17 protein-coding genes, 1 rRNA gene and 2 riboswitches are annotated in these 21,467 nt (G+C 71.2%); of the genes, 14 read left to right on the forward strand and 4 right to left on the reverse strand.

Features of this window, described 5'->3' with window-relative positions; genetic code table 11:
* The 12 genes from rrf to ACZ52R_RS29300 form a co-directional block, all read left to right on the forward strand.
* A 5S ribosomal RNA gene (gene rrf / locus ACZ52R_RS29245) occupies positions 1-92 on the forward strand; the annotation flags it as partial.
* A gap of 98 nt (positions 93-190) precedes the next feature.
* Positions 191-811 carry a CDP-alcohol phosphatidyltransferase family protein gene (locus tag ACZ52R_RS29250; RefSeq protein WP_360508202.1) on the forward strand — a complete coding sequence of 207 codons (621 nt, stop codon included), beginning with the start codon at positions 191-193 and terminating at the stop codon, positions 809-811.
* A 124-nt stretch (positions 812-935) separates the two neighbouring features.
* Positions 936-3,431: a sugar phosphate nucleotidyltransferase gene (locus ACZ52R_RS29255; RefSeq protein WP_465623255.1), complete on the forward strand. Its 2,496-nt coding sequence runs from the start codon at positions 936-938 to the stop codon at positions 3,429-3,431.
* Between the two features lie 178 nt (positions 3,432-3,609).
* Positions 3,610-4,695 (forward strand): DUF881 domain-containing protein, encoded by a 1,086-nt coding sequence (locus tag ACZ52R_RS29260; protein WP_465754437.1) that lies wholly within the window; start codon positions 3,610-3,612, stop codon positions 4,693-4,695.
* Entirely contained in the window at positions 4,692-5,024 is a 333-nt protein-coding gene (locus ACZ52R_RS29265) for a small basic family protein (protein WP_030062488.1), read from the forward strand. Before ACZ52R_RS29260 ends, ACZ52R_RS29265 begins: the two co-directional genes overlap by 4 nt.
* Positions 5,008-6,213 (forward strand): DUF881 domain-containing protein, encoded by a 1,206-nt coding sequence (locus ACZ52R_RS29270; RefSeq protein WP_465754438.1) that lies wholly within the window; start codon positions 5,008-5,010, stop codon positions 6,211-6,213. The genes ACZ52R_RS29265 and ACZ52R_RS29270 overlap by 17 nt, the downstream gene beginning before the upstream one ends.
* 226 nt (positions 6,214-6,439) lie before the next feature.
* Complete coding sequence (locus ACZ52R_RS29275; protein ID WP_465623260.1) at positions 6,440-7,318, forward strand: FHA domain-containing protein; 879 nt, start codon at positions 6,440-6,442, stop codon at positions 7,316-7,318.
* A 179-nt stretch (positions 7,319-7,497) separates the two neighbouring features.
* A complete protein-coding gene (gene ftsR, locus ACZ52R_RS29280; RefSeq protein WP_360508278.1) occupies positions 7,498-8,193 on the forward strand; it encodes a transcriptional regulator FtsR in 696 nt (231 codons plus the stop codon).
* A 97-nt stretch (positions 8,194-8,290) separates the two neighbouring features.
* Positions 8,291-8,767 carry a bifunctional nuclease family protein gene (locus ACZ52R_RS29285; RefSeq protein ID WP_030062493.1) on the forward strand — a complete coding sequence of 159 codons (477 nt, stop codon included), beginning with the start codon at positions 8,291-8,293 and terminating at the stop codon, positions 8,765-8,767.
* 216 nt (positions 8,768-8,983) lie between these two features.
* A complete protein-coding gene (locus tag ACZ52R_RS29290; RefSeq protein WP_465623261.1) occupies positions 8,984-9,628 on the forward strand; it encodes a MerR family transcriptional regulator in 645 nt (214 codons plus the stop codon).
* A 183-nt stretch (positions 9,629-9,811) separates the two neighbouring features.
* Positions 9,812-10,450 carry a SanA/YdcF family protein gene (locus tag ACZ52R_RS29295; RefSeq protein WP_465754439.1) on the forward strand — a complete coding sequence of 213 codons (639 nt, stop codon included), beginning with the start codon at positions 9,812-9,814 and terminating at the stop codon, positions 10,448-10,450.
* A 69-nt stretch (positions 10,451-10,519) separates the two neighbouring features.
* The gene (locus ACZ52R_RS29300) at positions 10,520-11,929 is read left to right on the forward strand and encodes a DNA polymerase IV (protein ID WP_465664281.1); all 1,410 of its coding nucleotides are present in this window, start codon (positions 10,520-10,522) and stop codon (positions 11,927-11,929) included.
* Between the two features lie 144 nt (positions 11,930-12,073).
* On the opposite strand, the gene ACZ52R_RS29305 is transcribed toward ACZ52R_RS29300, so the two are convergent.
* Together ACZ52R_RS29305 and ACZ52R_RS29310 are read right to left on the reverse strand one after the other, a co-directional pair.
* Positions 12,074-13,570 carry an MFS transporter gene (locus tag ACZ52R_RS29305; RefSeq protein WP_465754440.1) on the reverse strand — a complete coding sequence of 499 codons (1,497 nt, stop codon included), beginning with the start codon at positions 13,568-13,570 and terminating at the stop codon, positions 12,074-12,076.
* A 143-nt stretch (positions 13,571-13,713) separates the two neighbouring features.
* Positions 13,714-14,823: a PRC and DUF2382 domain-containing protein gene (locus tag ACZ52R_RS29310; RefSeq protein ID WP_465754441.1), complete on the reverse strand. Its 1,110-nt coding sequence runs from the start codon at positions 14,821-14,823 to the stop codon at positions 13,714-13,716.
* A 151-nt stretch (positions 14,824-14,974) separates the two neighbouring features.
* Positions 14,975-15,078, forward strand: a riboswitch (glycine riboswitch).
* 1 nt (position 15,079) lies between these two features.
* A riboswitch (glycine riboswitch) is annotated at positions 15,080-15,212 on the forward strand.
* 104 nt (positions 15,213-15,316) lie between these two features.
* Here ACZ52R_RS29310 and gcvP point away from each other — a divergent pair.
* The gene (gene gcvP, locus ACZ52R_RS29315) at positions 15,317-18,217 is read left to right on the forward strand and encodes an aminomethyl-transferring glycine dehydrogenase (protein ID WP_360508228.1); all 2,901 of its coding nucleotides are present in this window, start codon (positions 15,317-15,319) and stop codon (positions 18,215-18,217) included.
* A gap of 156 nt (positions 18,218-18,373) precedes the next feature.
* Here gcvP and ACZ52R_RS29320 read toward each other — a convergent pair whose 3' ends face one another.
* Positions 18,374-18,565 (reverse strand): DUF5999 family protein, encoded by a 192-nt coding sequence (locus tag ACZ52R_RS29320; RefSeq protein ID WP_030256473.1) that lies wholly within the window; start codon positions 18,563-18,565, stop codon positions 18,374-18,376.
* Between the two features lie 415 nt (positions 18,566-18,980).
* Positions 18,981-19,553 carry a hypothetical protein gene (locus tag ACZ52R_RS29325; protein ID WP_360508230.1) on the reverse strand — a complete coding sequence of 191 codons (573 nt, stop codon included), beginning with the start codon at positions 19,551-19,553 and terminating at the stop codon, positions 18,981-18,983.
* A gap of 383 nt (positions 19,554-19,936) precedes the next feature.
* On the opposite strand from ACZ52R_RS29325, the gene ACZ52R_RS29330 reads away from it, so the two are divergent.
* Positions 19,937-21,442, forward strand: a complete 1,506-nt coding sequence (locus ACZ52R_RS29330; protein WP_360508235.1) for a glutamate-cysteine ligase family protein — start codon at positions 19,937-19,939, stop codon at positions 21,440-21,442.
* The last annotated feature ends 25 nt before the right edge of the window (positions 21,443-21,467 follow it).

Here is a 21,467-nt window from a genome sequence, read left to right on the forward strand (position 1 = left end):
CGCCCGGTTACATTCCGAACCCGGAAGCTAAGCCTTACAGCGCCGATGGTACTGCAGGGGGGACCCTGTGGGAGAGTAGGACGCCGCCGAACAATTCTTCGAGAGAAGCCCCCGCCGGGTGAACCGGACGGGGGCTTCTCTGTTGTAGGGTCAACGTGCATTGTCGTGACAAGGGACAGGAGGCCCCCGGGTGGAGGTCCAGGAGACGCGGGTCCAGACCGATCGCGTCCTCACCATCCCCAACCTGCTGAGCATGGGCCGGCTGGTCGGCGTTCCGCTTTTCCTCTGGCTCATTCTGTGGCCGGTCTTCGATGGGCCCAACAACGACGGCTGGGCTTTGCTGATCCTGGCGCTGAGCGGTATCAGCGACTACCTGGACGGAAAGCTCGCCAGGCGGTGGGGGCAGATCAGCCGGGTGGGGCAGCTGCTGGATCCGCTGGCCGACCGGCTCTATGTGCTGTCCACGCTGGTCGGATTGACCTGGCGTGAGATTCTGCCCTGGTGGCTGACGGCGATTCTGCTGGCCCGGGAGGTGTTTATCGCCGCTCTGCTGCCCATTTTGAACAAGCACGGGTACGGGCCGCTGCAGGTGAGTTTTCTGGGGAAGGCCGCGACCTTCAACCTGATGTACGCGTTTCCGCTTCTGCTGCTCGGCAGTGTGGACAGTTGGATCGCGCGGCCGGCCGAGGTGGTGAGCTGGGCCTTCATCTGGTGGGGCGCCACGCTGTACTGGTGGGCCGCCATTCTTTACGCGGTTCAGGCGCGGCAGATCGTCAAGGGCCGCCCGGCGGGCCCGGCGTCCGCAGTCTGAGACGTGATCTGAGAGAAGCCCCACGCTCCATCGGTGCGTCGGACGATACCTTCCGGGTAGAGAACCCTCTGGAACGGTTTGATGGACCTGCTGGTCCACCACCGCGAAGGAGGACGCACCCGTAATGAAAGCCGTTGTAATGGCAGGGGGCGAGGGCACTCGACTCCGCCCGATGACCTCCAGCATGCCGAAGCCGCTGCTTCCGGTCGCCAATAGGCCGATCATGGAGCACGTGCTTCGGCTGCTGAAGCGGCACGGTCTCCTTGACACCGTCGTCACCGTGCAGTTCCTGGCGTCACTGGTCAAGAACTACTTCGGTGACGGCGAGGAGCTGGGCATGCACCTGACCTATGCCCACGAGGAGACACCACTGGGCACTGCGGGGAGTGTCAAGAACGCCGAAGACGCGCTCAAGGACGACTCCTTTCTGGTGATCTCCGGTGACGCGCTGACCGACTTCAATCTCTCTGAATTGATCGACTTTCACCGCAGCAAGGACGCTCTGGTCACCGTCTGTCTCACCAGGGTGCCGAATCCACTGGAGTTCGGCATCACGATCACGGACGACGAGGGACGGGTCGAGCGGTTCCTGGAGAAGCCGACCTGGGGGCAGGTCTTCTCCGACACGGTGAACACCGGTATCTACGTGATGGAACCCGAGGTCTTCGACTACGTCGCGGCGGGTGAGTCCGTCGACTGGTCGAGCGACGTCTTCCCGCAGCTGTTGAAGGAGGGCAAGCGGGTCTACGGCTACATCGCCGAGGGCTACTGGGAGGACGTGGGCACCCACGAGAGCTACGGCAAGGCCCAGGCCGACGTCCTGGAGGGCAAGGTCGAGGTCGAGCTGGACGGGTTCGAGATCTCGCCCGGCGTCTGGGTCGCCGAAGGGGCCGAGGTTGACCCCGAGGCGGTGCTCCGCGGGCCGCTGTACATCGGGGACTACGCCAAGGTCGAGGCCGGCGTCGAGATCCGCGAACACACCGTGCTGGGCAGCAACGTGGTCGTCAAGCGCGGCGCGTTCCTGCACAAGGCCGTGGTGCACGACAACGTGTACGTCGGGCCGCAGAGCAATCTGCGGGGCTGTGTGGTCGGTAAGAACACCGATGTGATGCGGGCCGCCCGGATCGAGGACGGGGCGGTGATCGGGGACGAGTGCCTGGTCGGCGAAGAGTCGATCATCGGGGCGAACGTCCGGGTGTACCCGTTCAAGACCATCGAGGCCGGCGCCGTCGTCAACACCTCGGTGATCTGGGAGTCGCGCGGCCAGGAACACCTCTTCGGTCTCCGCGGCGTCTCGGGGATCCTGAACGTCGAGATCACCCCGGAGCTGGCCGTGCGGCTGGCCGGGGCCTACGCGACGACGCTGAAGAAGGGGGCCACCGTCACCATTGCGCGTGACCACTCGCGTGGTGCGCGTGCGCTCAAACGGGCGATGATTTCGGCGCTGCAGACCTCGGCGATCGACGTCCGCGACCTCGAGAACGTGCCGATGCCGGTGGCCCGGCAGCACACGGCGCGGGGGAGTGCGGGCGGGATCTTCCTGCGGACCACACCGGGAGTACCCGACTCACTGGACATCCTCTTCTTCGACGAGCGCGGGGCGGACCTCTCACAGGCCGGGCAGCGCAAGCTCGACCGCGTCTACGCGCGGCAGGAGTACCGGCGGGCCTTCCCGGGCGAGATCGGGGACCTGACCTTCCCGTCCAGCGTCTTCGACGCCTACGCGGGCAACCTGCTGCGGGCGGTGGACACCACCGGGGTCCGGGAGGCCGGGCTGAAGGTGGTGGTGGACACCGCGCACGGCAGTGCGGGTCTGGTTCTGCCGAGCATCCTCGGCCGGCTCGGCGTGGAGGCGCTCACCGTCTCCAGCGGGCTCGACGAGGCGCGGCCGACCGAGGACGCGGAAACGCGAAGGGCCGGGCTCGCCAGGCTCGGCGAGCTGGTGGCATCCTCGCGGGCGGCCTTCGGTGTCCGCTTCGACCCGGTCGGTGAGCGCGTCGCATTCGTGGACGAGCTGGGCCGGGTGATCGACGACGACCGGGCGCTGCTGGTGCTGTTGGACCTGGTGGCGGCCGAGCGGCGCAGTGGGCAGGTGGCGCTGCCGGTGACCACGACCCGGATCGCCGAGCAGGTCGCCGCGTACCACGGCACCCAGGTCATCTGGACCACGACGACGCCGGACGACCTCGCGAAGGCGGCCTCCGCCGAGGGCACGGTGTTCGGCGGGGACGGGCGCGGCGGCTTCGTGGTGCCCGAGTTCAGCGGGGTGCTGGACGGGGCCGCGGCCTTCGTCCGGCTGGTCGGCCTGGTGGCGCGGACCCAGCTCACGCTGAGCCAGATCGACGCGCGGATCCCGCAGGCGCACATCCGGCGCCGGGACATCGCGACGCCGTGGGCGGCCAAGGGCATGGTGATGCGCTCGGTGGTGGAGGCGGCCGGCAGCCGGCGGCTGGACACCACCGACGGTGTCCGGGTCGTGGAGGCGGACGGGCGCTGGACGCTGGTGCTGCCGGACCCGGCCGAGGCGGTCACCCACCTGTGGGCGGAGGGCCCGGACGACGAGGCCACCGAGGCGCTGCTGGACGAATGGGCGGCGGTGGTCGAGGGCGCCGGGCGGTGACGGCCCGGAGCTGAGGACGAGACGGCCCGATCGGCGGGGCGCACGGCATGGTTCGTGCGCCCCGCTGTCCGTTTTCACATCATTCGGAATGGTCCGCCACTTCCGTCTTGTGTGCAGCGTGTGTGCAGCTCAGGGGCCGTGCACAAGGCCCCCTCGCCGCCATGGGACGATGGTTTCCATGCCAGCGACGCCGACACCGAGTGCCCCGAACGGGCGGTACAACCGCCCGGACGCCTCGATGTCCCTGCTGACCAATGTGATGGACCACAGCCTGGACGAGGGCTACGCCGAGGCGGCCGCGGCACGCGGCGGTGCCCGGGACAGCCGGATACCCGGAACGCTCCAGGGGCTGCTCACGCTGGCCGCCGGGCTGGCGCTGGTCGGAGCGGTGGTGACGGTCGGCGCGGTGAACGCGCACGAGGCCGAGCCGACGCTGGCCAAGGAGCGGGACGCGCTGATCCAGCGGATCAACGACAGCAACACCTCGGCCGACCAGCTGCAGAAGCAGGTGCAGGAGCTGCGGCGCAAGGTCGACAGCACCCAGCAGCAGGCGCTCCCCTCGGGGGACGGCGACGCGGGTGCTCTGACCGGAGCGGTGGGCCTGGGTGAGGTCACCGGGCCGGGCGTGAAGGTGGTCCTGGAGGACGCCGCGGGGACGGGCCTGGGCGGCAACGTCGACCCGCGGGCGGGACAGGGCTTCTCCAACAGTGGCCGGCTTCGGGACCGCGACCTGCAACTGGTGGTGAACGGCCTCTGGGGGGCCGGGGCCGAGGCCGTGGCGATCAACGGCCAGCGGCTGACCGCGCTCTCCGCGATCCGGGCTGCGGGCGAGGCGGTGCTGGTGGACAACCGGCCGCTGGTGCCGCCGTACAACATCCAGGCGATCGGGGACGGGCCGAAGCTCCTCACCGCCTTCGAGAACGACATGGCCGGGCAGTACCTGCGGCTGCTCCAGGAGAAGTACGGCATCAAGTCGACGCTCTCCACGCAGAAGAGCCTGACGCTGCCGGCGGCGGTGGGGGTGACGCTGCGGACCGCGCAGCCGGTCACGCCCGAGCCCACGGCGACGCCGTCGGCCACGGCCACGCCGAGCGGAACGCGCTCCGCCGGCCCCGGAACCTCGGAGAGCCCGGGCGCGTCCGTCTCACCATCGGCCTCACCAACCGCTTCACCATCGGCGACCAGCGGTGGTGCGACCCCGAAGCGGCATCCGTCGACCGGATCCGCGAAGACCACGACAGGGACAGGAGCAGCCAGACCGTGATTGCCGTACTGGGTCTTGTGATCGGAGTGGTCGTCGGCCTCTTCGTCCAACCCGAGGTGCCGGACGCCGTCGTGCCCTACCTGCCGATCGCGGTGGTCGCGGCCCTGGACGCGGTCTTCGGCGGTGTCCGGGCGATGCTCGACGGGATCTTCAACGACAAGGTGTTCATCGTCTCGTTCCTGTCGAACGTGGTGGTCGCGGCGCTGATCGTGTTCCTGGGCGACCAGCTGGGCGTCGGCTCGCAGCTGTCCACGGGTGTGGTCGTCGTCCTCGGCATCCGCATCTTCTCCAACGCGGCCGCGATCCGGCGCCATGTCTTCCGTGCCTGAGTCGGGCCGCGAGGAGGCGGCGGAGAAGCGGGAGCCGAGGACCGTCGGGAGGACGGTTGAGGAGACGGTCGAGGAGGCCGTCGAGGCGCCCGAGCCAGAGACGGACCGGGAGTCCGGGCCGGACGGCTCTGCGGACCCGGACGGGGCCGCAGAGGAGGCCGGAGCGGCCGTCCCGGCTCCGGAAGCCGAGCCCGGCGAGAGCGCCGTGGAGAACGCGGCCGAGGACGCGGCCGAGGATGCGGCCGAGGACAAGTCTGACGCTAAGGCTGAGCTTGAGGCCGACTCGACCCCGGAGCCGACGCTCCGGCTGGTGAAGGCGGTCCGGCTCGAACCGGAGCCGGAGCCCGAGGCAGCGGCCAAGCCCGAGCCCGTCGAGTCGGGCTCCGGCGCAGGGCCCGTGCCGGAGCCCGAGCCCGAGCCGGTCGCAGCGGAGGCCGTCGAGCAGGCGCCCGCCGTGGACCGCAACGCCGGACGGCGGCGTCTGCAGGCGGCGCTGTGGCCGCCGCGGCTGTCGCGCGGGCAGTTGGTGGTGGCGCTGCTGCTGTTCTCGCTCGGCTTGGGGCTGGCGATCCAGGTGCGGTCGACCAACGACCACCACAGCCAGCTGCGCGGGGCCCGCCAGGAGGACCTGGTTCGGATCCTCGACGAACTGGACAGCCGTCAGCAGCGTCTCCAACAGGAGAAGGCGGAGCTGGAGCAGTCCCTGGCGAAGTTGGAGAACAGCTCCAACCAGGCCAAGGAGGCCCAGGAGCAGACCAGGAAGAAGGTGACGGAACTCGGCGTGCTCGCCGGTACCGTCAAGGCCACTGGTCCGGGCATCGTCCTCACGGTCGATGACCCCCAAGGGCAGGTGAAGGCAGATATGCTGCTGGACACCCTGCAGGAACTTCGAGCGGCGGGGGCGGAGGCGATTCAGATCAACGATGTGCGCGTGGTGGTCAACACCTACTTCACCGACCTGTCGGGCGGTGGGGTGCAGATCGACGGGAAGAAGGTCTCGCAGCCCTATCGGTTCACCGTCGTGGGGAACCCGCAGGACCTGACGCCCGCGCTGAACATCCCGGGTGGTGTCGTCCGCACGTTGGAGAGCCACCAGGCGCGGGCGACGATCACCCAGCAGCAGAAGGTGGTCGTGGACGCCCTCGTGGATCTGAAGACGCCGCAGTACGCCAAGCCGGCTTCGAAGTGACGAGGCGCCCGACGAACGGCCCGTCACGGGCCGGCGGCACCCGGTGCGGGGAGCCGCCGTCACGTGGGCGAGACTGGTTCGCACCAGTTCGCTCCGGAACAACAACCGCAGCATCAACTGTCGGAGTACCGCTCCAGCGGGCCCGAGCCGCAACCGGGCTCGCGGCCTGTCCGAGGTTCTCACCCTGCCCCGCGGGCGGGTCTGTCACACGCAAGGGGATTCGCCCGTGAGTTTCTTCTCGAAGTTGTTCGGTCGCAACAAGGGCCGTGACGCGGCCGCCGTGGAGGCGCCGACCGCGCGGCACCGTCGGCCTGAGGACGAGCCCGCCGTGCCGGGCATGCGACCCGCCCCCGAGGCCGCCCCGTACGCCGGACAGCAGCTGTTCCGGGACGGCGGCGCCCAGTACGCGGGGAATCCGGCGGGCTACGGCGCGTCGGTTGACCCCTCCGGCGACCCGCGCATAGGTTTCCCGTCGGGACCCTCAACCTCTGGTGGAGGGTTTGCTCCGGACCCGTACGCCGGGCACAACCCGTCGGGTGTGCCGCGCCAGGAGGCTGTGAACATGGCTGGCCCCTCTCCGTGCCCCAGGTGCGGCAACCAGAACCCGGCCGCGGCCCGGTTCTGCTCCAACTGCGGTGCGGCGCTGCGCGGCGGCCTGCTGCCGGAGGGGGCGGCGGAGACCACGTCGACCATCTCCATCTCCGGCCTGGAGTCGTACGACCCCACAACCACGACCGGCACCGGTGCCACGCCGGCCCTGTCGGCCGAGGTGCTGTCGGCGATCGACGCGCTGCCGCCGGGCTCGGCCCTGCTGATCGTGCAGCGCGGTCCGAACTCGGGCAGCCGCTTCCTGCTGGACTCGGACGTCACCACGGCGGGGCGTCACCCGCAGGGTGACATCTTCCTGGACGACGTCACGGTCTCGCGCCGGCACGTGGAGTTCCGCCGCACCCCGGCCGGCTTCAGCGTCGCGGACGTGGGCAGCCTCAACGGCACCTACGTGAACCGGGAGCGGATCGACGAGGTGTCGCTGAACAACGGCGACGAGGTCCAGATCGGGAAGTACCGGCTGGTGTTCTTCGCCGGCCACAACCGGGGGTACTGAAACCAACGTCGGCAGGAGCCCGAGTGAATACGAATACCCCTTCCTCTTCTCTCGGGGCGGCCACCCCAGTCCCGTCCGGTCCGCAGGCGGACCGCGGCGGGCGCGGGGTGGTCGCGGGCCCCAGGCAACCGGTCCGTGCGGAGCGGCCCGCCGGGCGGCGGCGCGGCGGTGACGAACTGCTGAGCATCGGCGCGGTGCTGACCTTCCTGCGCGACGACTTCCCCGAGGTCACCATCTCCAAGATCCGCTTCCTGGAGGCGGAGGGACTGGTCGAGCCGCAGCGCACGCCCTCGGGGTACCGCAAGTTCAGCCCGGCCGACGTCGAGCGGCTGGCCTACGTCCTGCGGATGCAGCGGGACCACTACCTGCCGCTGCGGGTGATCCGCGAACACCTGGACGCCATCGAGCGCGGCGAGAGCCCGCCGGCGCTGCCCTCCTCGGCCGACACCCGGCCCGGGCCGATGGAGGAGGCGGACCGCGAGCTGGTGGCCTCCGCCGACGTCCCGTCCGGGGTCCGGCTGGGGCGTGCCGAACTGCTCGCCGCGGCCGAGGCCGGGGAGCGGGAGCTGGCCGAGTGGGAGTCGTACGGGCTGGTCGCGCCCGGCCCGGACGGCGGGTACGACGGCGAGGCCCTGCAGGTGGCCCGGCTGGTCGCGGAGCTCGGCCGGTACGGCCTCGAGCCGCGGCACCTGAGAGCCATGAAGGCGGCGGCCGACCGCGAGATCACACTGGTGGAGCAGGTGGTGGCGCCGCTGCGCCGGCACCGGAACCCGCAGACCAGGGCCCATGCCGAGGCCACCGCGCGGGAGCTCGCGACGCTGTCCGTACGACTGCACGCGGCAATGGTCCAGGCCGGTCTACGGACCCGCGGGTAGCCTCCCGGGCGGCCTCCGCATGCCGGGGGCACTGCGCTGACCAGCGGCGTCGGCTCTGCGCTTTCATATCCGGGACCGGAGCCATAGGGTTGCCTGTGTGAATGAGCTCGACGTCGTGGGTGTCCGAGTGGAGATGCCTTCCAACCAGCCGATCGTGCTGCTGCGGGAGGTCGGGGGAGATCGCTACCTGCCGATCTGGATCGGCCCCGGCGAGGCGACTGCGATCGCCTTCGCCCAGCAGGGCATGACGCCGGTGCGCCCGCTGACGCACGACCTCTTCAAGGACGTCCTGGAGGCGCTCGGCCAGCAGCTCACCGAGGTGCGGATCACCGATCTGCGGGAGGGCGTGTTCTACGCCGAGCTGGTGTTCGCCGGTGGGGTCGAGGTGAGCGCCCGGCCGTCCGACGCGATAGCGCTGGCGCTGCGGACCGGTACGCCGATCTACGGGAGCGAGGAGGTGCTCGCCGAGGCGGGCATCGCGATCCCGGACGAGCAGGAGGACGAGGTCGAGAAGTTCCGGGAGTTCCTCGACCAGGTGTCGCCCGAGGACTTCGGCGGCGGCGGCCCGCAGTAGCGGTTCTGCGAGCATTCGGCTCAGCGTTTTGCCAAAATTCGTCGACCTACCCACACTAGGGGCACGAAAAACCACTCTCCTGAGTGACGTGGATTGTCTGACCCGGCGTGGCGATCGTTGACGGGTCATAGGGGACTGCCTACCGTCAGGAGTGGCTGTCCGGGTGCCCGATGCCCGCAGTCGGGTTGCCCGCAGCACAAGTGGACGGAGGCAGGCATGAGCAGCACCGGCGATGACGCGGCCCTGGGAGGCCTGTGCGCCGTGCACGTGCCGCGCACCGCTCGTACCGTCACGGACATGGCCCGGGTGGGCAGGTTCCCGGCCGTGCAGCCGGGGCAGCCGGCCATCGAGCGGCTGGCCCCGACGTCCGAACTGATCGGCTTCCGCGGCCCGACGGCCTGTGCGGCGGCCGGCATCACCTACCGTCAGCTGGACTACTGGGCCCGCACCGGGTTGCTGGAGCCCAGCGTCCGGACGGTGTACCCGGCGGCCAGTCAGCGGCTCTACAGCTTCCGCGACGTCCTGCTGCTCAAGATCGTGAAGCGGCTGCTCGACGCGGGGGTCTCGCTGCAGAACATCCGGGTGGCCGTCGCCCATCTGCAGGCCGCCGAGCAGGCCGACCTCGCCGGGATGACGCTGATGTGCGACGGCGCGACGGTGTACGAGTGCACCACGCCGCAGCAGGTGGTGGATCTGCTGAAGGGCGGTCAGGGGGTCTTCGGCATCGCGGTGGGAGCGGTCTGGCAGGAGCTGGAGCGCACCCTCGGGCGGCTGCACGCGGAGCGTACGGACACCGGCGAGACCCTGGTCGGGCAGGACCCGGCCGACGAGCTGGCCCAGCGGCGCAACCGGGCGGTCTGAGCAACGAGTCGACGAGGCCGCGGGCCCGGACGGGGAACCGTTCGGACCCGCGGCCTCGTCGTGTTGCCTGGCGAAACGATCGAGGGAGGGCCTGTGGGAGTCGGCACCGGTATAGCGGGACTGCTGCGGCGCAGGGCCGGACTGCTGCGGACACGGCTGGGGCAGCGGAAGACCCAGCGCAGGGTGTTCCAGGTCGGGACGGTGCTCTGCTCGCTGGCGCTGGCACCGAGCGCCTGGGTGTGGCTCTCGGCGGGTGACCGGGTGGGAACGGTGGAGAGCGCTCCCTCGGCGCCGGTCGCGGTGGTCTTCGGCGCCGGACTCGACCAGGGCAAGCCCTCGCCGTACCTGGAGCACCGGCTGGTCGCGGCGGTGGACCTGTACCGGGAGGGCAAGGTGCAGGCGATCCTGGTGACCGGGGACAACGGGCGGATCGAGTACGACGAGCCCGACGCGATGTTCACGTACCTGACCGAGCACGGCGTGCCGGCCGAGCGGGTGGTCCGGGACTACGCGGGCTTCGACACCTGGGACTCCTGCACCCGGGCGCACCGGATCTTCGGCGTGGACCGGGCCGTGCTGGTCAGCCAGGACTTCCACGTCCGGCGGGCGCTGGCGCTGTGTGAGGCGGCGGGCATCCGCTCGTACGCCGTCGGGGTGCCGGAGCTGCATGACGAGACCTGGCTGTACGGCGGGGTGCGGGAGGTGGCCGGGGCGGGCAAGGCGGCGGTCAACGCCTGGCTGCGGCCGGACCCGGTGTTCCTCGGGCCCCAGGAGGACGGCATTCCGAAGGCGCTCGCGGACGCGGCGAAGAAGCAGCCGTAGGCGTCCGACCGCGCCGGGCGTCCGGCCGGGTTCGTACGCACTGTCGGACCCGTACGCGATGATCTGCGGGTGCGATCACTGCCGAGCATCATCCACCTCGACATGGACGCCTTCTTCGCGGCGGTGGAGCAGGCGGCCAAGCCGAGCCTGCGCGGCAAGCCGGTGGTCGTCGGCGGGCTGGGCGGTCGCGGGGTGGTGTCCACGGCCTCGTACGAGGCGCGGAAGTTCGGGGTGCACTCGGCGATGCCGATGGCGCAGGCGCGTCGTCTCTGCCCCAACGCGGCGTTCCTGTCGGGTCGTTTCGAGGCCTACCGGCAGGTCAGCGAGATCGTGATGGGCCTGCTGCGGGAACTGTCGCCGCTGGTACAGCCGCTCAGCCTGGACGAGGCCTTCGTGGACCTGGAGGCCGGTCCGTACGGCCCGGTGCTGGCCGAGGCGGACCACGACACCGGCGAGCGGCTGGTGCTCGCGCTGGCGGAGGACCTGCGGTCGGACATCCAGCGGCTCACCGGGCTGACCGGCTCGGTGGGGGCGGCCGGGTCCAAACTGATGGCCAAGATTGCCTCCGAGCAGGCCAAGCCGGACGGCCTGGTGCTGATCGAACCCGGGCAGGAACGGGCGGTGCTCGGGCCGATGCCCGTACGGGCGCTGCCCGGGATCGGGCCGGCCACCGAGCAGGTGCTGCGGCGGGCCGGGCTGAGCACCGTGGCCGACCTCGCGGAGGCGGGCGAGGCGGAGCTGGTCCAGCTGCTCGGGCGGGCGCACGGGGCCGGGATCCACCACATGTCGATAGGGCTGGACGAGCGGCCGGTCGTGGCCGACCAGGACGCCAAGTCCGTCTCGGTGGAGGACACCTACGAGGTGGACCTGGCCGACCGGGACCGGGTGCTGCGCGAGGTGGAGGCGCTGGCCGCCCGGTGCGTGCGGCGGCTGCGGGCGGCCGGGCGCTCGGGGCGGACGGTGGTGCTCAAGGTCCGGCGGTTCGACTTCTCGACGCTGACCCGCTCGGAAACGCTCGGCGGGCCCACGGACGACGAGGCGGTGATCACCGCGACCGCGCGCCGGCTGGCCGAGCAGGTGGACATCACGGGCGGGGTCAGGCTGCTCGGCGTGGGCGTCGCCCAACTCGCCGACTACACCCAGGAGGACCTGTTCGCGCAGGCCCTGCGCGAGGAGGCGGCGGAACACGCGGAGGCGGCGGCCGAGACCGAGGAGGCCGAGGAGGAGCCGGAGGCCGTCGTGATGCGGCGGTGGATGCCCGGACAGGACGTCCGGCACGCGGAGTTCGGGCCGGGCTGGGTGCAGGGCAGCGGCGTCGGGAGGGTCACCGTGCGGTTCGAGACGCCGTGGAGCGAGCCGGGGCGGGTGCGGACCTTCGCGGTGGACGACCCGGCGCTCGAGCCGACCCGGCCGCTGCCGCTGCGCCGGGGCGAGGACACCGAACCGGACCGGGACGGCGGGGCAGCCGAGCGGGACTGAGACACGAAAACGGCCCCACCCGGTGGGGGAGTACCGGGTGGGGCCGCATCACCGTGCCGGACCCCGTGCGTTCGTGATGCCCTCGCGACGTACGGAGACCGGGGCCCCGCGCCCTGTCCCTGAGCGCGGGGGCCGGACGCCTCGTCAGGCGTCGGTCTTCACCAGCTTGTCGCTGGAGTCCTGCTGGGCCGAGTCGCCGACGACGGTCAGCGGAGCGGCCGGCTTGACGGTGCGGATCAGGAACGGGACGACACCGGCGATGATGCAGACCACGGCCGCGGTCCAGAACGCGTGCTTGTACGCGTCCAGGGTGGGCAGCAGCAGCGGGATCTGCGGCGGCAGCTTCATGACGTCGCCGGTCAGGATGGCGGCCATGACGGCGGTGCCGATCGCGCCACCGACGGTGCGCAGCACCGAGTTCATGCCGTTGGCGATGCCGCTCTGCTCGGCCGGGACGGCGCCGTTGATGTAGGCCGGCATCGCGGCGAACGCGAGGCCGACGCCGAGGCCGAAGATCGCCGAGGCGGTGTAGATGTCGCCCTCGTGGCTGTGCCGCAGGGCCAGGTAGGCCATCGCGATGGCGCCGAGGACGCCACCGAGGACCAGCGGCCTGCGCGGGCCGCGGCGGGCGATCAGCAGCGCGCCGAGCGGGGCGGCCACCATGGAGCCGATCGCGGACGGCAGCAGCATGACACCGGCGTGCAGGACGGTGGCGGTGAAGCCGTAGTGGGTCAGCTTCTCCGGGGTCTGGGCGAAGTTGCTGATGACCATGAAGGAGCCGTACATGCCGAAGCCGATGAGCAGGCCCGCCAGGTTGGTGAAGGCCACGGCCGGACGGGACATCATCTTCATGTCGACCAGCGGGTGCGCGACCTTGGTCTCGATGATGCCCCAGACCAGGGCGACGACGGCGGCGACGGCGAACAGGCCGAGGGTCTTGGTGGAGGTCCAACCCCAGTGGTTGCCCTGGCTGACCGCGACCAGCAGCGCGGAGAGCCAGCCCGCCAGGGTGATCGCGCCGAGCGGGTCGGCGCCGCCCTCCTTGTCGGTGACCGGGTCGGACGGGACCCGGAAGGCGACCAGGGCGACCGCGATCAGGCCGAAGACCAGGCCCATCCAGAAGATCGACTTGTAGCTCCAGTGCTCCAGCAGGAGACCGGTGGCGACCAGGCCGAGGCCGGAGCCGACGCCCATCGAGGCGCTGATGGCGGCGACGCCGCCGGTCACCTTCTGCTTGGGCAGCTCGTCGCGGACGATGCTGATCGCCAGCGGCATGACGCCACCGCCGGCGCCCTGCAGGACGCGGGCGACGACCAGCCAGGTGAAGGAGTGGGTGCTGACCGCCAGTGCCGAACCGGCGACCAGGCCCGCCAGCGAGATCAGCAGCATCGGCTTACGGCCCCGGAGGTCGCCGAAGCGGCCCAGGAGGGGAGTCAGCACGGCGGCGGAGAGCAGGTTGGCGGTCATCAGCCAGGTGACGCTGGAGGCCGAGACGCTCAGTTCCTTGGCCAGCGAGGGCAGGATCGGGACGACCGCGGTCTGCACCACACTGAACGACAGCATCGCCAGGATGAGGGCCGGCAGGACCCGGGCGCTGCTCTGCTTCTCGGCCGCGATGGTGGGCTGGGGTGCCTCACTCACGGTTGCTTCCTCCCGTACATAGTGAATGAACTGAAGTAACCATGCAGGGAGATACTTCAGAGTGTCAAATATCGAGCGGTTAAGCTTTGGCAAAGGGGAAGGCCCCGACCTCGGATGGTCGGGGCCCTGCTGGGGATCGCGGGTCAGACGAGCGGGCGCATCCCGGTGGCGCGGGAGGCGTCGGGGGTCGGGGTGACGGCGTCCTGGGGCGTGGTGGGGTCGTGGACCTCGACGTGTTCGCGGCGGAGTTCTTCCCGGATCACTTCCTCGTCGGTGTAGCGCTCGACGACCAGGCGGACGCGCTCGATGGGGGCGAGGTACTTGCGGACCGCCGGGCGCTCCTCACGGAGAGTGACTTCCTCGACGGCTTCGGCGATCTCCTTCTCGGTGAGGACTGCGCGCTCGGCCTCACCGACCGGGATCCGCTCGACCCGGATGCGCTCGCGGACCACCGGGACGCGGCGCTCGACCTGCTCGGTCGTCACGTACTTGCGCAGCTTCGCGGTGCCCACGTTGTGCCACTCGGTGGTGACCTCCAGACGCTCCTCGCGGCAGGTGATCTCGATCGGGTTGCCGGGAGCGGAGGAGTCGGCCCCCGAGCCGCGTGCGTGGGTGGTCGCCGCCGGCATCGGGTGCAGCTTGGGTTCCGTGATGGGCGCCGGGGAAGCCGTGGCGGGAGCAGGGGTGCTGAGGGTCCGCATGTTGCTCTCCATGGCGGTTACGGCGGTGGTCGCGCTGGTGCTCTCGGGCTCGGGGGAGTGGAAGGCGTGCGGCTTGGCGGCGACCGCGGCGGCGGCGGGGGTGGCGCCGAAGTCGAGGTCGGACTGCGCGGCGTGGCCGCCGTCCTCGCCGCCCGGGTGGTCCTCCGCTCGGGTGTCGAGGCCGTAGTAGCGGTAGAGCTGGAGCTCCTGGGAGGGGGACAGGTGCTGGCCCACGCCGAAGTCGGGGGACTCCTTGACCAGCGACTTGTCGTACGGCACCCGGAGCTCGTCGCCGGAGAACTCGCTCGTGGTGAGCGGGACGAAGGCGTCCCGGCCGAAGATGCCGGTCCGGACGGCGGCCCACTCGGGCTGGCCGGTGGCGTCGTCCAGGTACACCTCGTCGACCGTGCCGATCTTGTCTCCGTTGCGGTCGACCGCCTTGTGGCCGATGAGGTCCCGGGGGTCGATGTCGGTCTGCACTCTTTCCTCCAGTGCGCTGAGCCTGCGGAACTCCCACAGGAAGTCGGCCGGAGTACCCGTGCCGTCCGCCACTTCACACCAAATGCCATGAATCGGACGGGCGCGACCGGGGTGCGCCGGACGGGCTGCGGGCTGAGCCGTCCGGGGGACGCGCGTAGACCCGGGGTGACCCGAAGCACCCGTGATCCGACGGCCTCCCGCTGGTACCCTGGGCGGCGACCGCAGAGCCCGCTCGGGAGAGTCTCCGACCGCGAAAAGCGCTGGTCGGGGCGCCGAAGGAGCAACTCCTCCCCGGAATCTCTCAGGCATCCGTACCGTGTGGGGTAGGTCACTCTGGAAAGCAGGGCAGGAGTCTCGGCACAGAAGCCGGCGACCACCACCCTCACCGACGGTGCAAGCCGACGGAGCGCCCACAGCGCACCGTGCGGGCGAAGCTCTCAGGTCCCGATGACAGAGGGGGAGGCCTGTCGGGTCCGCCCGCCATGGCTCATTCGCTGTCCGCAGCGGGGAAGGCCGGTCGGCGCGCGTACCCCCGCCGGTCCGTGACCAGGAGGCCTCGACCACCATGAACGCCCAGCCGAACGCGGGACGCCCCACCAGCGCCTCGACCCTCACCGAGCTTGAGCTGGCCAGCCCCTTCGAGAACCGCCACATCGGCCCCGACGCCGCCGCGCAGGAGAAGATGCTGGCGTCCGTCGGCTACGGCTCGCTGGACGAGCTCGCCGCCACCGCCGTGCCCGAGGCGATCCGCTCCATCACCGCCCTGGACCTGCCCGCCGGCCGGACCGAGGCCCAGGTCCTCGCCGAGCTGCGCGAGCTGGCCGGCCACAACCGGGTGCTCCAGCCGATGATCGGCCTGGGCTACTACGGCACCTTCACCCCGCCGGTGATCCTGCGCAACGTCATGGAGAACCCGGCCTGGTACACCGCGTACACCCCGTACCAGCCGGAGATCTCGCAGGGCCGCCTGGAGGCGCTGCTCAACTTCCAGACCGTGGTCTCCGACCTGACCGGCCTGCCGACCTCCGGCTCCTCGCTGCTGGACGAGGGCACCGCGGCCGCCGAGGCGATGGCACTGGCCCGCCGCGTCACCAAGGTCAAGGGTGGCGTCTTCCTGGTCGACGCCGAGACCCTGCCGCAGACCATCGCGGTGATCGAGACCCGCGCGGTGCCGACCGGTGTCGAGGTCGTCGTCGCCGACCTGTCCGAGGGCATCCCGGCCGAGATCGCCGAGCGCGGTGTCTTCGGCGTGCTGCTGCAGTACCCGGGCGCCACCGGTGTGGTCCGCGACCTCGCCCCGGTGATCGAGCAGGCGCACGGCCTGGGCGCGATCGTCGCCGTCGCCGCCGACCTGCTGGCGCTGACCCTGCTCAAGTCCCCCGGCTCGCTGGGCGCCGACATCGCCTGCGGCACCTCGCAGCGCTTCGGCGTGCCGATGGGCTTCGGCGGCCCGCACGCCGGCTACCTCTCGGTGCGCGCCGAGTACGCCCGCTCGCTGCCCGGCCGCCTGGTCGGCGTGTCCGTCGACTCCGACGGCAACCGCGCCTACCGCCTCGCGCTGCAGACCCGCGAGCAGCACATCCGCCGCGAGAAGGCCACCAGCAACATCTGCACCGCCCAGGTGCTGCTCGCCGTGATGGCCTCCATGTACGCCGTCTACCACGGCCCGGACGGCCTGGCCGACATCGCCCGCCGCACCCACCGCTACGCCGCCGCCCTCGCCGAGGGCCTGCGGGCCGGCGGCGTCGAGCTGCTGCACGGCGAGTTCTTCGACACCGTCACCGCCGTCGTCCCGGGCCGCGCCGCCGAGATCGCCGCCGCCGCCCGCGCCAACGGCATCAACGTCCACCAGGACGGCGCGGACCGGATCTCCGTCTCCGCCGACGAGACCACCACCCGCGAGCACCTGGCCGGCGTCTGGGCCGCGTTCGGCGTCGAGGCGGTCGAGGTGGCCGAGGGCGCCGAGGCGCTGCCGGCCGCGCTCCTGCGCGACGACGAGTACCTGACCCACCCGGTCTTCCACAGCCACCGCTCGGAGACCGCCATGCTGCGCTACCTGCGCCGCCTGTCGGACCGGGACTACGCGCTGGACCGGGGCATGATCCCGCTGGGCTCCTGCACCATGAAGCTCAACGCGACCACCGAGATGGAGGCCGTGACCTGGCCGGAGTTCGGCCAGCTCCACCCCTTCGCGCCGATCGACCAGGCCCAGGGCTACCTGACCCTGATCCGCCAGCTGGAGCAGCAACTGGTCGAGGTGACCGGCTACGACGCCGTGTCGATCCAGCCGAACGCGGGCTCGCAGGGCGAGCTGGCCGGCCTGCTGGCCGTCCGCGCCTACCACCACGGCAACGGCGACACCCAGCGCGACGTCTGCCTGATCCCGTCCTCCGCGCACGGCACCAACGCGGCCTCCGCGGTGATGGCCGGCATGCGCGTGGTCGTGGTGAAGACCCTGGTCGACGGCGACGTGGACGTCGAGGACCTGAAGGCCAAGATCGAGCAGCACCGCGACAACCTGTCGGTGCTGATGGTCACCTACCCGTCGACCCACGGCGTGTACGAGACCCAGATCACCGAGATCTGCGCGATGGTGCACGAGGCCGGCGGCCAGGTGTACGTGGACGGCGCCAACCTGAACGCCCTGGTCGGCCTCGCCAAGCCGGGCAAGTTCGGCGCGGACGTCTCGCACCTGAACCTGCACAAGACCTTCTGCATCCCGCACGGCGGTGGCGGCCCGGGCGTCGGCCCGGTCGCGGTGCGCGCCCACCTGGCGCCGTACCTGCCGAACCACCCGCTGCAGTCGGAGGCCGGCCCGGCCACCGGTGTCGGCCCGATCTCGGCCGCGCCGTGGGGCTCGGCGGCGATCCTGCCGATCTCCTGGGCGTACGTCCGGCTGATGGGCGGCGAGGGCCTCAAGCGCGCGACGCAGGTCGCGGTGCTGAACGCCAACTACATCGCCAAGCGCCTCGCGCCGCACTTCCCGGTGCTCTACACCGGCCCGGGCGGGCTGGTCGCGCACGAGTGCATCATCGACCTGCGCCCGCTGACCAAGGAGACGGGCGTGACGGTGGACGACATCGCCAAGCGCCTGATCGACTACGGCTTCCACGCGCCGACGATGTCCTTCCCGGTGGCCGGCACGCTGATGATCGAGCCGACCGAGTCCGAGGACCTGCACGAGATCGACCGGTTCTGCGACGCGATGATCGAGATCCGGGCCGAGATCGACAAGGTCGGCTCGGGCGAGTGGGCCGCCGACGACAACCCGCTGCGCAACGCCCCGCACACCGCCGCCGAGCTGGCCGGCGACTGGGCGCACGGCTACTCGCGGCAGGACGCGGTCTTCCCGGCGGGCGTGAACCCGGCGGACAAGTACTGGCCGCCGGTGAGCCGGATCGACGGCGCGTACGGCGACCGCAACCTGGTCTGCTCCTGCCCGCCGCTGGACGAGTACGGCGTCTGACGGAGCCGGGCGCCACGGCGTCCGGACGAACGGCAGGGCCCCGGCGGAACTCTCCGCCGGGGCCCTGCCCGTACTGCCTCGAGTCGGTGTCCGGGCCGGCCGTACGGTCGGGACCGCGGTGCGGTCGCGCCCGGCGTACGGCCGGGGACCGGGTGGTCAGGCCGCGTGGGCGACGGGTCGGCGCGGCGCGATCACCCGGCCGTCCGGCAGCAGCTCTCCGGTGTCCTCGAACAGGACGACGCCGTTGCAGAGCAGGCTCCAGCCCTGCTCCGGGTGGCAGGCCACCGACACGGCCGCTTCGCGGTCTTCGGACTCGGCCGATGGGCACTCAGGACGGTGCTGGCACATACGCGTACCCTCGCTTCGCTCTGCGATCCTCCCCGTGGTGCGGTCGCCGGAGGTCGTGCCGTCCGGAGGCCGCCGCGGTAGTCGGATCCTGTCCGCACGCCGACCAGGTGTTGACCGGCGCTCAAGTGGGTAGGACAGGTGGTCCTTCCACGCTGGTTCCCAGTGTCGGCATCCGCGGACGTGCGCGCAGCGATTTCGTGACATGCGCCACAACTCCCGGGCAGAGATCACCCGTTCAGGTGGGGGCAGGGGGAAATCGCGCACCGGTGGGTCAGGCGGTGGATGGCCCGATCAGGCCATGGGGGATGGCCCGTTCAGGTGGTCGCCGTTCGGGTGACGCACCCGGGCCCGGGTGCGCGGGCACGACGGAGGGCCGCCGGGCGGTGGTCCGGCGGCCCGTGCGGATACGGGTGGTTCAGGAGGAGCCGAGGAGCAGCGGCCTGGCGAGCGGGGCCCGGGCGAGCAGCGGCAGCAGTTCGGCGGCCGGGTAGGCGCGGTGGGCGGTGACGCCGAGCGGGGCCGGGGCGAGCGGGATCAGCAGGTCGGCGGCCGGGCCGGTGTCGGGGCTGTGCAGCCAGAGCGCCGTCGCGTACTGGCCTGGGAAGGTCAGCAGTCTGGGCTGTTGGCGGATCCGGGAGTTCTGGGCGAGCTGCCAGGCCTCGCGCAGCGCCCGGACCGTCGAGTCGAGGTACGGGCCGGCGGTGAAGTGGGAGAAGGTGTGGCCCTCGACGGCCTGCACCACCTCGGCGGCGGCGGCCACGTCGGCGCCGTCCTTGATCAGGAAGCGCCACCCGGTGCGGCGGGCGGCGGGGAGATCGGGGTGCGGGCCGTGCAGGACATGGACCGCGAGCGGATGGGCGGGGATCAGGGGGCCGGCCGGATGGCGCAGTGCTGCGGCGGCGGGCTGGCGCAGCGCGGTCTCCGAGTCGAGTGCGCCCAGGACGGCACGCAGGGCGCTCGGCGGGGGCTGGGGGGTCTGCAGAGTCATGGCGGGGTCCGCCTCTCCAGGTGAGATCGGCGTGCGAGTGCGGCATACCGGCATGGCGTGGCGCGTCATCGGTGACGGGGGCCGGGCCGTGTCCGGTTGTGCAGGATCGCGGTGCCGGCGCGGTCGCCGCCGTCGACGAGGGCTTCGCGGTGGGAGCGGACCGGCCGGAGCGCTGTGCGAATTTTCATCGAACAGATGCGCAGGGTGATCTGTTTATCACAGGCGGTGGCGCCGAGCAAGTCTGCAGATAGTCTGAATTACCGTCAGTTTCCTTGCATTGCAAGCCAGTACAAGCATTCGGGTATCGATCTTCGAGGTGGGCATGATGCTTGCACGGTCGGTCGGCCGGGTGGCTCAACGGGGTGTCTCAGGAGGAGGGGACCGTGGGCGAGAAGGTCGTGGCGACTCGGGCGGATCTGGCGGACCGACAGCTCTACCGGCGAAAGCTCCAGGCCTGTCAGGAGGCGCTGGGGCGGATGCTGCGGGAGGACCGTTTCGACCGGCCGCGGGCGGTGATGGGGCTGGAGATCGAGCTCAACCTGGCCGACGAGCAGGGCCTGCCGGCCATGAACAACGCCCAGGTGCTCAGCGAAATCGGCTCCAGCGACTTCCAGACCGAGCTGGGCAAGTTCAACATCGAGGTCAACATCACGCCGCACCGGCTCTGCGGGCACGTCTTCGAGGAACTGCGGGAGGAGCTCGACATCGGGCTGCGCTACGCCGACCGGCGGGCCGCCGAAGCGGGCGCCCGGATCGTCATGGTGGGCATCCTGCCGACCCTCGAGCACGCCCACACCGGCCTCGACGCGATGAGCCACAACCAGCGGTACACCCTGCTCAGCGACCAGATACTGGCCGCGCGCGGGGAGGAGATCGCGCTCGACATCGAGGGCGTCGAGCACCTCCAGCTGGAGTCCATCACCATGGTCGCCGAGGCCGCCGCGACCTCGCTGCAACTGCACCTCCAGGTGACCCCCGAGCGCTTCTCCTCGGTGTGGAACGCCGCCCAGGCGCTCTGCGGGCCACAGCTCGCGCTGGGCGCGAACTCCCCCTTCCTGTTCGGGCGGGAGCTGTGGCGGGAGACCCGTCCGGTGCTCTTCCAGCAGGCCTGCGACACCCGTTCGGCCGAGCTCAAGGCGCAAGGCGTGCGCCCGATCACCTGGTTCGGCGAGCGCTGGGTGGACTCGGCGTACGACCTCTTCGAGGAGAACCTGCGCTACTTCCCCGCCCTGCTGCCGATCTGCGACGACGAGGACCCGCTGAAGGTCCTGGCCACCGGCGGCGCGCCCAAGCTCGCCGAGATGCGGCTGCACAACGGCACCATCTACCGCTGGAACCGGCCGATCTACGACGTCTCGGGCGGGGTGGCGCACCTGCGGGTGGAGAACCGGGCGCTGCCGGCCGGGCCGACGGTGGCCGACACACTGGCCAACGCCGCCTTCTACTACGGGCTGGTGCGGGTGCTCGCCGAGCAGCCCCGGCCGGTCTGGACCCGGCTGCCGTTCGAGCGGGCGGACGAGAACTTCCGGCAGGGCGCCCGGTACGGCATCGACGCGGTGTTCCAGTGGCCGCGCCCCGGACGGGCCGGACGCGGCGGCGGGCTGCAGACGGTGTCCGCCGTCGACCTGGTGCTCGGCGAGCTGCTGCCGATGGCCTACCAGGGCCTCGACGAGTGGGGCGTGGAGCCCGCCGACCGGGACCGCTACCTGGGCATCATCGAGCAGCGCTGCCTGCGCCGCACCAACGGCGCGGCCTGGCAGAGCGCGACCTTCCACCGACTGCGCGAGCAGTACGGGATGGACCGGCCGGCGGCGCTCGCGGCGATGACCCGGCGCTACGCCGAGCACATGCGCGGCGGGGAGCCGGTGCACACCTGGCCGGTGGGTTAGCCGGTACGCACCTGGCCGGTGGGTC

Source organism: Kitasatospora sp. NPDC034023, from assembly GCF_055575795.1.

Excerpts from the sequence above, each read along its gene's own strand:
- ACZ52R_RS29320 (WP_030256473.1), bottom strand. The coding sequence starts at position 18,565 with ATGTGCCAGCACCGTCCTGAGTGCCCATCGGCCGAGTCCGAAGACCGC.
- ACZ52R_RS29260 (WP_465754437.1), top strand. The coding sequence starts at position 3,610 with ATGCCAGCGACGCCGACACCGAGTGCCCCGAACGGGCGGTACAACCGC.
- gcvP (WP_360508228.1), top strand. The coding sequence starts at position 15,317 with ATGAACGCCCAGCCGAACGCGGGACGCCCCACCAGCGCCTCGACCCTC.
- ACZ52R_RS29270 (WP_465754438.1), top strand. The coding sequence starts at position 5,008 with ATGTCTTCCGTGCCTGAGTCGGGCCGCGAGGAGGCGGCGGAGAAGCGG.
- ACZ52R_RS29290 (WP_465623261.1), top strand. The coding sequence starts at position 8,984 with ATGAGCAGCACCGGCGATGACGCGGCCCTGGGAGGCCTGTGCGCCGTG.
- ACZ52R_RS29325 (WP_360508230.1), bottom strand. The coding sequence starts at position 19,553 with ATGACTCTGCAGACCCCCCAGCCCCCGCCGAGCGCCCTGCGTGCCGTC.
- ACZ52R_RS29255 (WP_465623255.1), top strand. The coding sequence starts at position 936 with ATGAAAGCCGTTGTAATGGCAGGGGGCGAGGGCACTCGACTCCGCCCG.